The organism is bacterium, assembly GCA_004299235.1.
Lineage (GTDB): Bacteria > Chloroflexota > Dormibacteria > Dormibacterales > Dormibacteraceae > SCQL01.
Genome location: SCQL01000026.1, coordinates 1 through 13,979 on the forward strand (window position 1 = coordinate 1; position 13,979 = coordinate 13,979).

Sequence of the window (13,979 nt, forward strand, 5' to 3'; positions counted from 1 at the left end):
ACGAGCGTGCACACACCGGTCGGCGTAACCAAGGTCGACCACCGGCCGAACTGGTCTATGGTGCTCGGAAGATGCGCCCACGATGAGCCGCGACTGTCGCGACATCTCGTGCGCTGTTCACACTAGGCCGGAAACGGGAAAGCGGCCAGCAGCGCCGTCAGGCCGGCGACCGCGACCGCGGCTCCGGCCTCGACTCGGGCCACCGGCAGCCCACGACGCCAGGCCAGCGAGGACAGGACGAGCATCGCCAACACCCCGGCGGACTTCAGCCCCAGGACCAGCCCGTAAGGCGTGGTCCAGAGGTCGCTGACCCCGGACAGCTGCTCGGTCGCCCGGAGCACGCCGGTGAGCGCCGTCACCCCGAACGCGATCAGCGCCACGCTCGAGAAACGGCCGAGCAGCATCCGCGCCTCGGGGCCGCGCCAGCCGCCGGGCGGACGCAGGGTCGCAAGCGCCAGGATGCCGCCCGCCCACATGCCCGCGGAAAGCACATGGATCGCGTCGGCGAACTCGGCGCCGGCGGGAGGCTCGACCGCCGTGGAGTGGCCGGCCAGGGCCAGGGAGGCGGCCGCGAGCGCCGTCATCGGAGCCACGTAGGGCAGGCCGCGCACGCAGAACAGGAGCGCCAGCCCCTCGGCCGCCACGCGCACGATGCGCACCCAGCCGCCGGCGCCACCGATCAGGAAGGCCAGGGCGCCCGCGGCCGAACCCGATCCTTCCAGCGCCTCCAGCGTGATCACGCCAAGGCCGCCGGCGAACGCCGCGGCGAACGCGATCGCCATGGGCGGGCGCGCCCACGGGATCCGCGGCGGGTGAGAGGCCAGCCGCCTGACGACGAACGAGCCCAGGCCCCCGAGCAGCCCGACGTACTCGAGCCAATGGAATGCCGCGGCGGCCAGGTCCGGGTGCCCGCTCAAGCCGGCGAGCTACGCCCTGGCGGCGGCGATGATCCCTCCACCGAGGACCCGGGTCCCCGAGTAGAGCACAGCGGCCTGGCCGGGCGCGGCGCCGAGGAACGGCTCTTCGAGCGCCAGCCGGCCTGCCTCGTACACGGCGGTGATCGGCGTGGCGTGGTAGCGGAGGCGGGCCTCGCAGGCTAGCGGCCCCTCGGTCGCCTCACCGACAAAGCTCATGTCGCGCAGGTCGACCTCGCGTGCCCCGAGCGCGTCCCGGCGCCCGACCACGAGCCGGTTGGACGCCACGTCGACCCGGAGCACGTACCATGGGCCGGCTTCGGCTAGGTCACCAAATCCGCTGCGCTGGCCGACCGTGTACAGCGCGGCGCCGCGATGGGTGCCGAGCTCGCGACCGACCGAGTCGACGACCGCGCCCGCGCGCACCGGCAGCCGCTCCGCCAGGTAGCGTGCCGTCTTGCCGCGGGGCACGAAGCAGATCTCCTGGCTCTCCGCCTTGTCGGCAACCGGCAGCCCGAACTCGCGCGCGTGCTCGCGGACCTCGCCCTTGGTCATGCCGCCGAGGGGAAAAACGATGCGCGCGAGGCGCTCGCGGTCGAGGTGATAGAGCATGTAGGACTGGTCCTTGGCAGGGTCGACGGCAGCGTGCAGCTCGGGGCCGTCCGAGCCCTGGACGATGCGCGCGTAGTGACCGGTCGCGAGGCGGTCGAAGCCGAGCTCGAGGACGCGGGCGAGCATGAGGTCGAAGCGCACGAAGGCGTTGCAGCGCACGCATGGGTTGGGCGTCCGGCCCTCGAGGTAATCGCGGTGAAAGGGTTCGATGACCCTCTCGCCGAACTCCTTTTCGAGGTTCCAGCAGTAGTAGGGGAGGCCCAGTAGAGACGCCACTCGCCGCGCGTCTTCGACTGCCGACAACGAGCAGCAGCCGCCGTGCCGCGCCGATTCCTCGGCGTCATCCCTCGGCCACTGCTGCAGGGTGACGCCGACGACGTCGTGACCCTGGGCCTGCAGCAGCGCGGCCGCGACCGAGGAGTCCACGCCGCCCGACATCGCGACTGCGATCCTCACGTGCGCCCGGCCACGAGCTGAGTGCCCTCGCCCGACCCGTCTGCCGTCTCGTGGCCCCGGCTACTCAACGAGATCGCCCTCGGTGGGCTCCACCTTGACGCCGCGTGATTCGAGATAGGCGACGCCCCGGTCCAGCTCCTCCGCCTCACCCGTGATCTCGAGCAGCACCCAACCTTGATCTCGCGTCACGTCGGCGCGGCGAATGTTGGTCACGATCTCGAACCTCCTGCCCAGCTGGTAGATGACCGGTTCCTTGACCAGAGCAGGGCCGAAGACGAGCTTCAGGCGGCGGCGTCCCATGGCCGAAGTCTAAGGTCGGCGCCGGCCCCCCGCCACGGCGGGCACGATCGATATCTCGTCCCGCTCGCTGACCTGGGCTTTGAGGCCCGAACCGAGACGGACGTCCTCGTCGTTCAGGTACACGTTGACGAACTGCCGGAGCTCGCCGCTCTCATCGAGCAGGCGGTCTTTAAATCCGGGGTAGCGGGCATCAAGCGCCGCGATGGCGGCGCCGAGGTCCGTCGCGTCGACGGCCACGGTGACCTGTCCTTCGGACAGACGGCGGAGGGGTCCAGGGATTCGAAACTGCGGCATCTTCAGATATTCACCTTTTCACGTAATGACTTTAACGTCGGATCAATTTCCACCCGTCTCGCATGACCGTCCACGGAGGCGAGAACGTCGGCCGTCTTGAGGCCGTGTCCGGTGACGTAAGCTACCACGACCTCGTCGCCCCGCCACCGACCCGCCTTCGCGAGCTTGGCGAGCACGCCGATCGTCACCCCGCCCGCGGTCTCGGTGAAGATCCCCTCGGTGCGCGCGAGCAGGCGCATCGCGGCCACGATCTCCGTCTCGGTGACCGCCTCGACCACGCCCTTCGTCTCGCGTGCGATCCGGTTGACGTACATCCCATCGGACGGGTTGCCGATGGCGATCGATCGGGCGATGGTGTCGGGTTTGACCGGCAGCACGCGCTCGGGCGTCTCCGAGTGAAACGCGTTGTAGACCGGAGCGCAGCCCAGTGCCTGCGCGCCCGTCAACGCCGGAAGGCGATCGTCGGAGACCAGGCCGAACTCCATCAGCTCGCGCACCGCCTGGCGGTGACGCACGAACTGGCAACCGCTGGCGATCGGGATGATGATCTCGTCCGGCAGCTTCCAGCCGAGCTGCTCGGCGGTCTCGAAGGTCAGGGTCTTCGAACCCTCGGCATAGAAAGGCCGGATGTTGATGTTGCAGAACGCCCACGGCGTCGACTCGACGAGCTGGCTGCACAGCCGGTTGACCTCGTCGTAATTGCCCCGCACGGCGACGACGTTGGGATCGAAGACCCCGATGCTGACGATCTTGGCCGGCTCGAGGTCCACCGGGACGAAGACGAAACATTCGAGACCGGCCCGGGCCGAGTAGGCGGCCACGGCATTGGCCAGATTGCCCGTCGACGCGCACGCGATGGTTTCGAAGCCGTGAGCCCGGGCCCAGCTGATGGCGACCGACACCACCCGGTCCTTGAAGGAGTTGGTCGGGTTCATGCTGTCGTTCTTCAGGTAGAGATTGCGCAGCCCCAGCTCGGCGCCGAGCCGGTCCGCCTTGACCAGCGGGGTGAAGCCCTCGCCCAGGGTGACGACCGCGGTCGACTCCTCGACGGGGAGCAGGTCGCGATAGCGCCACATCGACGGCGGGCCCTGCTCGATTCGCCGGCGGCTCACCACCTTCTTGAGCGCGGTTTTATCGAAGGCCACGTCGAGCGGACCGAAGCACATCTCACACACATGCGTCGCCTGGAGCTCATACTCCGCCCCGCATTCGCGACAGCGCAATCCGAGCAGCTTGGGCACGAGCTCAGTTTAGAGTTGGAGTCGGATCACTTGCTCGGGTCAGGCGGAAACGGAGCCACTCGGATCGTAGGCTCGATGTGGATCAAGTCAGTCGCCCTGCTGGTGGCAGCAGAACTGCTTGCCGCCTGCGCTCACCCGGCCGCGGCGCAAGCCCATCGCAGCCCGACCCCGGCGCCGGTCGTCCAGCAACAGCCCAGCCCGACCCCGACCCCGACCCCGCCTCCGGCGCCGGCGCCCGCTCTCACGCACGTCTTCGTGATCGTGATGGAGAACCGCAGCTACGCCCAGGCGATCGCCAACCGCTACACGGCACAGCTGGCCGCGCAGTACGGCGCCGCCATCAACTACCACGGCGTTGCGCACCCCAGCCTCCCCAACTATCTCGCCCTCACCTCGGGCAGTACCTGGGGTATCGCCGATGACGGCTTTCACCCGCTGCCGCCCGGCGGGCTCGGCGCGCAGCTGACCGCTGCCGGCATCGACTGGCGCGCGTTCATGGAGGGGATGACGAACGGCTGCTTCCACAGCCCGTATCCTTACGCGCTGAAGCACAACCCGTTCGCGTACTACGGCAGCGCGTGCCCGCCCCAGGTAGTGCCGTTCACCCAGTTCGCGGTCGCCATGTCCGGCAACGTCCCGCGTTTCGTCTGGATCACGCCGAACATGTGTCACGACGGCCATGACTGCTCGAGCTCGGCGGCCGCCGCCTGGCTGGCCCAAACCGTCGGGACGATCACCGCCTCCAGCGCCTGGCAGGACGACGGGCTGCTCCTGATCACGTGGGATGAGGGCGGGGATCCCGCGAACAGCGTGCTCACCCTGGTCATCCACCCGGACCCCCTCGTGCATCAGAGCAACCGCGCCTACGACCACTTCTCTTTGCTGGCGACGATCGAGGACCAGCTCGGCCTGCCCCGCCTCGGACGGGCGGCAAGCGCGAGCCCGATGACCGACCTGCTCGCCGTGCGGCCGCCGGGCTTACGAAAGGGCCTGACCTGAGCGGCCCGCCTCGACCGTTCGGGTCCGGTGGGTGATCTCCTTCAGGAACGCCTCATCGACCGTCACGCCCAGGCCCGGCCCGGCCGGCACCCTCAGGCGCCCCTCGTCGAGGACGAACGGTTCGGTGATGTCGCGGCGGTAGTAGCGGTCTGAGGCGGAGGTGTCGCCTGGCAGGGTGAAGTTCGGCATCGCCGCCATGGCCACGTTGCCGGCGCGGCCCAGGCCCGTCTCGAGCATCCCGCCCATCCAGACGGCGATGCCATGCGCCGCACAAAGGTCGTGGATCCGGCGCCCTTCGAGGTAGCCTCCGACACGGCCTGGTTTGATGTTGATGATCTGACAGGCGCCCAGCCGGATGGCGTCGGCCGCGGCCTGCTCCGAAGTGATCGATTCGTCCAGGCAGATCGGCGTGCGCACCACCCGCGCGAGCTCTGCGTGCGCCAGCACCTGATCCTCCGGCAGCGGCTGCTCGATCAGCAGCAGACCGAAGGCATCCAGCTCGGCCAGGTGCCGTGCGTCGGACGCGGCATAGGCGGTGTTGGCGTCGACCTGCAACGGCACGTCTCCGAATCGCTCGCGCACCGCGCGCACCGGTTCGATGTCCCACCCCGGCTTGATCTTCAGCTTGATCCGCCTGTAGCCCTGGTCGAGATAGTCACCGACCGTTTGCATGAGCGCGGGGATTGAGGCCTGGATGCCGACCGAGACGCCGCAGTCGACGGCCGGGCGCACGGCGCCGAAGTAATGGCCGAACGACTCACCGCGAGCGCGGAGCTCCGCGTCGAGGACGGCCATCTCGATCGCGGCCTTGGCCATGTTGTGGCCGTGAACGGGACGCAGCGACCTCGCCACGTCAGCGGCCTCGAGGCGCGGCTCGGCGAACAGTCGGGGCAGCAGGTGGTGGATCAGCACGTGCTCGGCCGCATCGACGTACTCGGATGAGTAAGTCGGCTCCTCGGCGGCGACGCACTCGCCCCAGCCCTCACCCTCGCTGGTGGCGGCCTTCAGGAGCAGGATGTCGCGCTCCGTCTGGACTCCGAAAGACGTCTCGAATGGAGCCACCAGCGACATGCGCACGCGGCGCAGCTCGACGGCCTGCAGCTTCACGAGGCCCCCAACGTCAGGCGGTCGTACACCATCTGCGACCACGATTCCATGCCGAGGTAGTAGATGCGCATCTCGTCCAGGGTCAGCAGCTCACCCGCCAGCTTGTCGGTTTCACGGATCGAGATGTTCGGCGAGTCGCCGTCCACCAGGAAGACTACCCCGAGGTGCACCCTGGACACCGGCGACGAGTCGTCGTTCAGCAACCCCAGGAGCTTGGCTTCGAACCGGCCGTCGTAGACGACCTCCTCTCGCCACTCGCGCTTCAGGCCGTCCAGGATGGGATCGCCGGCTTCGAGGTCTTGCGGGTTGACATGGCCGCCGACGCCCAGCGAGTACTGCTTGCGCAGGCGCTTCTCCGAAGATGCGCGCAGCCGGTGGGTGAGGAAATAGCGGTCCGCATGCCGGAAGACGACGTAGGGGATGATCTGCTGGTAGGTCGGATCATCTTCGACCGAAGCACGCGTCATGAACAGGTGGCGGTCGCGGATCACGGCCTGGTGGCGCTCCAGATCCCGGCTCACGAACCCGTGCCAGGCTCCGTCGGGGAAGATGTCCTCCCGCTTCACGCACAGGACCTCCTCGGAAGCCGGTCTCAAGCTCGGATCACACCATCCGGATCAGGCCGCGGCCGAACACCGCGACGAGCTCGGCCGTCCGATCGACGACCTCGTCGGCGACGGGCAGGAAGTAGATCCAGGCCGCACGCTCGGTGTCGGTCGTGATCATGGTGCGCGCGGAATCGGAGCTCGGGTTGCCGCAAGGCCCCTCGGCGTCGGCGACGCAGATTCGGCCCGCCACGTTGACGCGCTCCTTGCCGATGCCGAGGTAGCCCTCTCCATCGGCGCCCAGCCTGATCACCAGCTCCCCGCCCTTGATCTTGTCCAGGTCGTAGAGCCCGACCGGCACCTGGAGCTGCACGGAGAGCGCGTTGGCGACATCGACCAGGGAGTTTATCCGGGGCAGCGGATCCCCCTTCTTCAACCGCCGCAGGAGGGCTTCGGAGGACGGGCGCACACGCGTCGGATCGACGCCGAAACGGCGGTACAGCTCCCTGGCCCGGCTGACCTGCCCGACCTCGCCGGAGCGGGCCGCCTGCAGTGCGCGCGCCACCTCGAGCTCGAAGTCCTCGCGGGGCTCCGTGACCTCGAGCTCGTACAGCTCGAGCGTGACCGGCTCGACCTCGATCTCGCAGCGAACCTTCAGCACAGGGATTCGAGGGTGTCGAAAAAGCCCGGATACGAGATGTCGACACACCCGGCGTCTTCGATCTCGGTGGCGCCATCCGCAAGCAGCCCGGCCACCGTGAGCGCCATCGCGATTCGATGGTCGCCACGCGAGCGGACGCGCGCGCCTTCGAGGTGACTCGGTCCATGGATCGTCCAGCCGTCGTCTTCGGCGGTGATGTCCGCCCCCATGGCGAGCAGTCCTTCGGCCATCGCCGCGATGCGATCGGACTCCTTGACGCGCAGCTCGCCCGCATCCGCGATCAGGCTGCGACCCGGCAGCTGCGTGGCCGCGACCGCGAGCACCGGCAGCTCATCGATCATCTCGGCGGACATCGCGCCGGTGATCTCGAAGGGTCGCAGCCCGGCCGCCGGCCCGACCTCGAGGTCGGCCACCGGCTCGCCGCCCTCCGTGCGCTCGTTGGACATGGCGACGCGCACTCCGAACGTTCGCAGCAGGTCGATGAAGGCGGTTCGTGTCGGGTTGACCCCAGCGCCCGGAAGACGCAGCCGTGAACCGGGGACGAGCCCACCGGCGACGAGCCAGAAGGCGGCGGCGCTCAGGTCGCCGGGAATCTCCATGTCGAGCGGCTCGAGCCGGTCTGTCCTGGCGACCCCGACCCGCCGGCCGTCGACCCTCACGTCCGCGCCCATCGCCTTCAGCATCAGCTCCGTATGGTTGCGGGTCCCCACCGGCTCGATCACCGTGGTGGCGCCATCGGCGAAGAGCCCGGCGATCAGGATGGCGGACTTGACCTGGGCGCTCGCCACCGGCTGGCGGTACTCGATGCCCTGAAGCGGCACCTGCCCGCCCACCCGCAGGGGCGGCCAGTCCGCACGCGCGCCCATCTCGCGCAGCGGAGTCACCACGCGATCCATGGGCCTCCGCGACAGGGACTCGTCACCTTGCAGCTCGCTCGCGAACTCCTGTGCGGCGAGCAGGCCGGCGAGCAGGCGCATGGTCGTGCCGGAGTTGCCGCAGTCGAGAGGGCCCTTGGCCTCACGCAGCCCGCGCACCCCGCAACCGGCGAGCGTCGAGCCGTCGAGCTCGGCGCCCAGGGCGCGCAGGCACCGCGCGGTCGAATTCACGTCCGCGCCGTTCGAGAGCCCGCGCAGGCGACTGCGGCCGGAGGCGATCGCGCCGAAGATGAGCGCACGGTGGGAGATCGACTTGTCGCCCGGAAGCCGGACCTCGCCTTCGAGGCTCCGAGGCCGGCGAACGCTCGCGATCACGACGGGCGGGCCCAGCGCTCGCGCACCGATCGCGCCTCTTCGAAGAGCTCGACCAGGCGGGGATCGTCCGCCTCCAGGTGCCGGCGCAGGCGCGCCAGCTCGGCGCTGACGGCGTCGAGCTGTTCCAGCATGTTCGCGCGGTTGGTGCGCGCCACGCCCGCGTAGAGCTCGGGGTCACCGGCGGCGAGCCGGCTCATGTCACGGAAGCCGGACGCCGCGAGGCGGGCCGCCTCGGGCCAATCGGCACGCCGCGAAAGGGCCAGGACGTAACCCACCGACAGCAGGAAGGCGGCGTGGCTGACGCCCGCGACCAGGCGGTCGTGAGTCTGGGCGCTCATCACCATCGGATGCGCGCCGACCGCCTCCACCAGGCCGCTCGTCATGGGCTCGGCCCGTGTCAGCGCCCAGGGCGCATCCCTGAACATCGACGCGTCGGCGCCGTCGATGCCGGCCACCTCCCTGCCGCACATCGGATGGCCGCCCACCAGGTCGATCCCGGCAGCCGCGGCCCACTCCATGACGTCGGCTTTGGTGCTCGCCATGTCCGTGACCACCTTGCCGGCGGTTCTGCCGGCCAGGTTGCCAAACACCTCCCGCATCGCCCGGATCGGAGCCGCGACGACCACCAGGTCGGCGATCTCGACGGCACCCAGGTCGGTGGACGCGCTGGCCACGATCCCGCGATCGAGCGCCTTGCGCACCGTCGCGGGATCGCGGTCGCTGCCGACGACCACGACGTCCGGCCGCGCCGCCTTCAGCGCCAAGGCGAACGAAGCGCCCATCAGGCCAAGGCCGACGACCGCGACGGCAGGCATCGACTTAGTGGCGGGGCACTTACGCGAGCTGCTTGGCCATCGAGGCGAGGAGCCGCCGGAGGTCGGACATCAGGTGGTCGAAGGAATGGAAGTCCAACGACTGGGCGCCGTCGGACAGCGCCTGGTTCGGCGTCGGGTGCACCTCCACGATCAGGCCATGGGCGCCGGCCGCGACCGCCGCCAGCGCCATGGGTCGCACGAGCGACCACTTGCCGGTCGCCTGGGAGGGGTCGACGATGATCGGCAGATGTGACAGCTCGCGCGCCAGCGGCACGGCGTTCAGGTCCAGTGTGAACCGGGTCGCGGTCTCGAAGGTCCGGATGCCGCGCTCGCACAGGATCACGTCTCGGTTGCCCTGCGACAGGATGTACTCGGCCGCCAGCAGCCACTCCTCCATGGTCGACGACATGCCCCGTTTCAGGAGCACCGGCTTGCCCGACCGCCCCGCCTCCTGCAGCAGCGCGTAGTTCTGCATGTTGCGCGTCCCGAGCTGGAGCACGTCCGCGTAACGCGCGACCAGCTCGACGTCGCCCGTCGACACCACTTCGGTCACCACCTTGAGCCCCGTCTCCGCACGTGCCGTCGCCATCATCTTCAGGGCGGACTCGCCCAGGCCCTGGAACGAGTAGGGCGAGGTGCGAGGCTTGAACGCTCCGCCTCGTAGCAGCCGGGCGCCCTGCTTGGCGACGTGGCGGGCGGTTTCGAGGAGCATCTCCTCACCCTCCACCGAGCAGGGACCCGCCATCATCACGACCTCGTCCGAGCCGATCTTCACCCCGCCCACGTCGACCACCGTGTCGACCGGCCGGAATTCGCGACTGGCCAGCTTGAACGGCTTGGTGATCGGGATGATCTCGTGGATGGCGGCGAGGTGCGAGAACGCCTCCTTGTAGGCGTATGCGTTGCCGCCGATGACCCCCACCAGAGCCCGTTCCTCGCCGCGGGACAGCTCTGTCTTGAGGCCGATCTCGTGCACGCGGTCGACGACCGCCTTGATCTCGGCTTCGGTCGCGGTGTGCGACATGACAATGATCACGGTGTTAAAGACCCCCTGAGATAGTCGAGGTCGACTTTGATCGCCTGCGCACCCCGCAGGTACGCAAAGCGCATCGCCGACTGCGGTCGTGAGGTGTTGTAAAGCAGCAGGATACGCACACACATCGGCACGCCGCGCGGGTTCGGCGGCCGGACGTCCATGTCATGCCCGCACAGAAGCGGCACGTCCAGCCAGCCCAGCTTGCGGGCCGCGAACGCTGGAAATTCGGCGGTCAGGTCGCGCGTCGTCGTGAAGTAGGCGAAGCAGATCTCAGCCGGGTCGAGGTCGTTGAGGCGGACGAGCTCGCGCAGCAGCTCCTCGGTGGCGTCGGTGATCGCCTCGGTCGTGTTCGCCGTCGCGGTGGTCGCGCCGCGAACCCCCCTCACCGGCATGCTTTCAGCAGGTCTTTGATGAGCGGCACCGGGTCCTCACCGCCGTCGATCTTCTCGACGATGGCGCTGCCGACCACCGCCGCGTCGGCGCTGCCGCGCAACGCCTTCATGTGCTCGGGGCGGGAGATCCCGAACCCGGCCGCGATGGGCAGCTGGGTGTGGCGCCGCACCTTCTTGAAGAGCTCCTCCATCCCTGCGGGCAGCTCTCTGCGTGCCCCGGTGATGCCGGTGACCGTCACGCAGTAAACGAATCCAGCGGAGTGTCCGCAGATCGACTCGAGGCGATCTTCGGACGTGGTCGGCGCGACCATGAAGACCGTGTCCAGCGACGCGGAGCGCAGCCACCCGGACACCGGCTCGGACTCCTCGACCGGGAGGTCGGGCACGATCACGCCCGCGACGCCGGCCTGAGCCGCCTCCGCGGCAAAGCGCCGGGGATCCTGCGCCAGGATCGGGTTGATATAGGTCATCAGCACGACCGGCACGCCCTCGTTCGCGACCGCGGCGGCCACCTCGAGCGCGCCTCCGACGGTCATGCCGTGCTCGAGCGCCGCCTGGCCCGCGCGCTGGATGACCGGGCCGTCGGCCAGCGGGTCGGAGAACGGGATGCCGATCTCCAGCGCCGCGATGCCCGAGTTGGCAAGCCTCTTCCCCACCTCGATGGAGCGCTTCTTGGTCGGGTGCCCAGCCATCATGTAGGCGACCAACTTTAAGTCGCCTTGAGAGTGCAGGGCCAGCTCGAGCCGGGTGCCTTCAGCCACCGTCGACCGAGTCCATGTCCTTGTCGCCCCGGCCCGACAGGCAGACCAGGATGCGCCCGCCCGGCCCGAGCTCACGTGCGAGCACGCCCGCGTGATGCAGGGCATGCGCCGGCTCGAGCGCCGGCATGATCCCCTCGAGCCGCGTGCAGAGCTTGAAAGCGGCGACGGCGTCCTTGTCGGTGACGGCCACGTACTCGACCCGCTTGGAGTCGTGAAGGAAGGCGTGCTCCGGGCCGACGCCCGGATAGTCGAGACCGGCCGAGATCGAGTGCGTGGGCAGCACCTGGCCGTCCGGGTCCTGGAGCACGTACGAGAAGCTGCCGTGCAGCACGCCCGGGCGTCCCCCGACGATCGACGCGGCATGGTGACCGCTCCTCACGCCCTCGCCCGCCGCCTCGACGCCCACCAGCGCCACGTCCTTGTCGTCGAGGAACGCGGTGAAGATCCCCATCGCGTTGGAGCCGCCACCGACGCATGCGACGACGACGTCGGGCAGCTTGCCGTCGGCTGACAGGTACTGCTCACGCGCTTCGTCACCGATCACCCGCTGCAGGTCGCGAACCATCTCCGGGTACGGGTGAGGTCCGACCACGGAACCGATGATGTAGTGAGTGGTGCGGACGTTGGTCACCCAGTCGCGGATGGCCTCAGACGTCGCGTCCTTCAGCGTCCTGGTCCCGCTCGTCACCTCCATCACCTCGGCGCCGAGCAGCTTCATGCGCCTCACGTTCATCGACTGTCGGCGCATGTCCTCGGTGCCCATGTAGACGGTGCATTCGAGCCCGAAGCGCGCGCAAACGGTCGCGGTGGCGACGCCGTGCTGGCCCGCTCCCGTTTCCGCGATGACGCGCTTCTTGCCCATCCGCAGAGCCAACAGCGCCTGCCCCACCGCGTTGTTCAGCTTGTGAGCCCCGGTGTGGCACAGGTCCTCGCGCTTGAGGTGAATGTGGGCGCCGCCGAAGTGCTCACCGAGCCGGGTGGCCGAGTAAAGCGGGGTGGGACGGCCGACGAAAGCATGCCTGTGGCCGGCCAGCTCGAGCTGAAACTGGGTGTCGGCCTTCGCCTCGCGCCACACCCTCTCCAGCTCCGCCAGCGCGCCCATCAGCGTCTCGGGCACGTACTGGCCGCCATAGGCGCCGAAGCGCCCGCCCACCGGTTGGGTCACGCGGTCCTCCCCCCTCGGCCCGAAGGCGTCGGGTGCGGAGCCGGATTCCACATCACGCCGGGACCTCGGCCAGGCGCACGGCGTTGACGAATGCCCGCATCTTGTCCGGGTCCTTGATGCGAAGCGCGGCCTCGACGCCGCTCGACACGTCGACGCCATATGGCTTGAAGCTGCTCACGACCCTGCCCACGTTACCCGGTTCCAGACCGCCGGCGATGAACACCCGCCGCGTGGCGAGAAACTCGCGCGCGAGCTCCCAGTCCCACGTGCGCCCGGTGCCCCCCCGCTGGTCCGGCGACCAGGAGTCGAGCATGAGCGGATCCGGCCAATCGTCCACGCCCGGGATCCGGCCGTCCTTGACCTTCAGCACCTTCATCACCGGCCGCCCGGCGTCAAACCCCGGAGGCTCGGAGCCGTGGAGCTGGAGCACGTCCAGGCCGACGAAGTCCGCGACCTGCCGGACCTCTCGCGGATCCTGGTCGAGGAACACGCCCACGATCGAGGGTCGCGAAGACAGCCCCTCGACGATGCCCCTCGCCTCCTCCGGGGAGACCCCGCGTTTGGACGGGCAGAAATGGAAGCCGAGCAGGTCGGCGCCGGCCTCGACGGCGGCATGCGCGCCGCCGGCATCGCAGATGCCGCAGATCTTCACCTGGACCATGCGGTCAACTCCCTGATGCGGGCCGCGGGATCCGGCGCGCGCATGATGGCCTCGCCCACCAGGATGGCGTCGGCGCCCGCGTCGTGCATCCGGCGCGCGTCGTCCGGGGTGTGAATGCCGCTCTCCGCCACCAGGACCACGTCGCTCGGAACCACCTTGCGCAGCCTCTCGGTGAGGGTCAGGTCGACGGTGAAGGTCCGCAGGTCGCGATGGTTGACGCCGATCACCCGCGCGCCGGCGTCCAGGGCGGCGGCCGCTTCGGCCTCGTCGTGCACCTCGACGAGCGCCGCGATGCCCCGGCTTCGCGCCACCCGGATCAGCTCGGCCAGCCGCGGCCGGTCGAGAGCGGCGACGATCAGCAGGACGGCGTCCGCTCCCGACGCCCTCGCCTCGGCCACCTCGTAGGAGTCGGTGATGAAGTCTTTGCGGAGAATCGGGAGCGGCGTCGCGACACGCACCGCCTGGACGTGCTCGGGACGGCCGCCAAAGCCCGCCATGTGAGTCAGCACCGAGATGGCGGCGGCGCCGCCTTCGGTGTATGCGCGTGCCAGGTCCACCGGCCGGTAGTCCTGCGAGAGGACGCCCATGCTCGGGGTGCGCTGCTTCATCTCGGCGATGACCGCGAGCCCCGGACCCCGCAGCGCCCCGACGAAGTCCTTCGGCACGTGCGACGCCACGGCGCGTTCGAACTGGTCTTGCGAGATCAGCGCCCGCCGCCGCCGCAGGTCCTGCCGGGCCTCCGCGACCAGGCGGGCCAGCAGGTCTTCTTC

17 protein-coding genes are annotated in these 13,979 nt (G+C 69.4%); 1 reads left to right on the top strand and 16 read right to left on the bottom strand.

Features of this window, described 5'->3' with window-relative positions:
- Positions 1-122: 122 nt before the first annotated feature.
- The 5 genes from EPN29_07015 to EPN29_07035 form a co-directional block, all read right to left on the bottom strand.
- Positions 123-917, bottom strand: a complete 795-nt coding sequence (locus tag EPN29_07015) for a hypothetical protein (protein TAN32772.1) — start codon at positions 915-917, stop codon at positions 123-125.
- A gap of 9 nt (positions 918-926) precedes the next feature.
- The gene (gene mnmA, locus EPN29_07020) at positions 927-1,964 is read right to left on the bottom strand and encodes a tRNA 2-thiouridine(34) synthase MnmA (protein ID TAN32906.1); all 1,038 of its coding nucleotides are present in this window, start codon (positions 1,962-1,964) and stop codon (positions 927-929) included.
- Positions 1,965-2,042: 78 nt separating this feature from the next.
- Entirely contained in the window at positions 2,043-2,282 is a 240-nt protein-coding gene (locus tag EPN29_07025) for a FeS-binding protein (GenBank protein TAN32773.1), read from the bottom strand.
- 9 nt (positions 2,283-2,291) lie between these two features.
- Positions 2,292-2,576: a MoaD/ThiS family protein gene (locus tag EPN29_07030; protein TAN32774.1), complete on the bottom strand. Its 285-nt coding sequence runs from the start codon at positions 2,574-2,576 to the stop codon at positions 2,292-2,294.
- Positions 2,577-2,578: 2 nt separating this feature from the next.
- Positions 2,579-3,817 carry a threonine synthase gene (locus EPN29_07035; protein ID TAN32775.1) on the bottom strand — a complete coding sequence of 413 codons (1,239 nt, stop codon included), beginning with the start codon at positions 3,815-3,817 and terminating at the stop codon, positions 2,579-2,581.
- Here EPN29_07035 and EPN29_07040 point away from each other — a divergent pair.
- On the top strand, positions 3,752-4,816 hold the full coding sequence (locus EPN29_07040) for a hypothetical protein (protein TAN32776.1): 1,065 nt from the start codon (positions 3,752-3,754) through the stop codon (positions 4,814-4,816). The two genes, EPN29_07035 and EPN29_07040, sit on opposite strands and share 66 nt — an antisense overlap.
- On the opposite strand, the gene menC is transcribed toward EPN29_07040, so the two are convergent.
- The 11 genes from menC to trpC are packed head-to-tail and all read right to left on the bottom strand — an operon-like array spanning position 4,796 to position 13,970.
- The gene (menC, locus tag EPN29_07045) at positions 4,796-5,923 is read right to left on the bottom strand and encodes an o-succinylbenzoate synthase (GenBank protein ID TAN32777.1); all 1,128 of its coding nucleotides are present in this window, start codon (positions 5,921-5,923) and stop codon (positions 4,796-4,798) included. The two genes, EPN29_07040 and menC, sit on opposite strands and share 21 nt — an antisense overlap.
- On the bottom strand, positions 5,920-6,519 hold the full coding sequence (locus EPN29_07050; GenBank protein ID TAN32778.1) for an NUDIX hydrolase: 600 nt from the start codon (positions 6,517-6,519) through the stop codon (positions 5,920-5,922). The genes menC and EPN29_07050 overlap by 4 nt, the downstream gene beginning before the upstream one ends.
- 7 nt (positions 6,520-6,526) lie before the next feature.
- Positions 6,527-7,177 carry a hypothetical protein gene (locus EPN29_07055; GenBank protein ID TAN32779.1) on the bottom strand — a complete coding sequence of 217 codons (651 nt, stop codon included), beginning with the start codon at positions 7,175-7,177 and terminating at the stop codon, positions 6,527-6,529.
- Entirely contained in the window at positions 7,123-8,376 is a 1,254-nt protein-coding gene (aroA, locus tag EPN29_07060) for a 3-phosphoshikimate 1-carboxyvinyltransferase (protein ID TAN32907.1), read from the bottom strand. Before aroA ends, EPN29_07055 begins: the two co-directional genes overlap by 55 nt.
- Positions 8,376-9,194 (bottom strand): prephenate dehydrogenase, encoded by an 819-nt coding sequence (locus EPN29_07065; GenBank protein TAN32780.1) that lies wholly within the window; start codon positions 9,192-9,194, stop codon positions 8,376-8,378. The genes aroA and EPN29_07065 overlap by 1 nt, the downstream gene beginning before the upstream one ends.
- Positions 9,195-9,213: 19 nt before the next feature.
- The gene (gene aroF / locus EPN29_07070; GenBank protein TAN32781.1) at positions 9,214-10,230 is read right to left on the bottom strand and encodes a 3-deoxy-7-phosphoheptulonate synthase; all 1,017 of its coding nucleotides are present in this window, start codon (positions 10,228-10,230) and stop codon (positions 9,214-9,216) included.
- Positions 10,227-10,622: a chorismate mutase gene (gene aroH / locus EPN29_07075; protein ID TAN32782.1), complete on the bottom strand. Its 396-nt coding sequence runs from the start codon at positions 10,620-10,622 to the stop codon at positions 10,227-10,229. Before aroH ends, aroF begins: the two co-directional genes overlap by 4 nt.
- The gene (locus tag EPN29_07080) at positions 10,613-11,488 is read right to left on the bottom strand and encodes a tryptophan synthase subunit alpha (protein TAN32783.1); all 876 of its coding nucleotides are present in this window, start codon (positions 11,486-11,488) and stop codon (positions 10,613-10,615) included. Before EPN29_07080 ends, aroH begins: the two co-directional genes overlap by 10 nt.
- Complete coding sequence (gene trpB / locus EPN29_07085; GenBank protein ID TAN32784.1) at positions 11,376-12,707, bottom strand: tryptophan synthase subunit beta; 1,332 nt, start codon at positions 12,705-12,707, stop codon at positions 11,376-11,378. Before trpB ends, EPN29_07080 begins: the two co-directional genes overlap by 113 nt.
- Entirely contained in the window at positions 12,601-13,209 is a 609-nt protein-coding gene (locus EPN29_07090) for a phosphoribosylanthranilate isomerase (GenBank protein ID TAN32785.1), read from the bottom strand. The genes trpB and EPN29_07090 overlap by 107 nt, the downstream gene beginning before the upstream one ends.
- Positions 13,197-13,970 carry an indole-3-glycerol phosphate synthase TrpC gene (gene trpC, locus EPN29_07095; GenBank protein ID TAN32908.1) on the bottom strand — a complete coding sequence of 258 codons (774 nt, stop codon included), beginning with the start codon at positions 13,968-13,970 and terminating at the stop codon, positions 13,197-13,199. Before trpC ends, EPN29_07090 begins: the two co-directional genes overlap by 13 nt.
- Between the last annotated feature and the right edge of the window lie 9 nt (positions 13,971-13,979).

Coding starts and splice junctions, on each gene's coding strand:
- mnmA (TAN32906.1), bottom strand. CDS start 1,964: ATGTCGGGCGGCGTGGACTCCTCGGTCGCGGCCGCGCTGCTGCAGGCC.
- EPN29_07025 (TAN32773.1), bottom strand. CDS start 2,282: ATGGGACGCCGCCGCCTGAAGCTCGTCTTCGGCCCTGCTCTGGTCAAG.
- EPN29_07030 (TAN32774.1), bottom strand. CDS start 2,576: ATGCCGCAGTTTCGAATCCCTGGACCCCTCCGCCGTCTGTCCGAAGGA.
- EPN29_07040 (TAN32776.1), top strand. CDS start 3,752: ATGCGTCGCCTGGAGCTCATACTCCGCCCCGCATTCGCGACAGCGCAA.
- EPN29_07065 (TAN32780.1), bottom strand. CDS start 9,194: ATGCCTGCCGTCGCGGTCGTCGGCCTTGGCCTGATGGGCGCTTCGTTC.
- aroH (TAN32782.1), bottom strand. CDS start 10,622: ATGCCGGTGAGGGGGGTTCGCGGCGCGACCACCGCGACGGCGAACACG.
- EPN29_07080 (TAN32783.1), bottom strand. CDS start 11,488: ATGCCCTGCATCACGCGGGCGTGCTCGCACGTGAGCTCGGGCCGGGCG.
- trpB (TAN32784.1), bottom strand. CDS start 12,707: ATGGCGTCGACGTGTCGAGCGGCGTCGAGGCCGCGCTTCGCATCAAGG.
- EPN29_07090 (TAN32785.1), bottom strand. CDS start 13,209: ATGGTCCAGGTGAAGATCTGCGGCATCTGCGATGCCGGCGGCGCGCAT.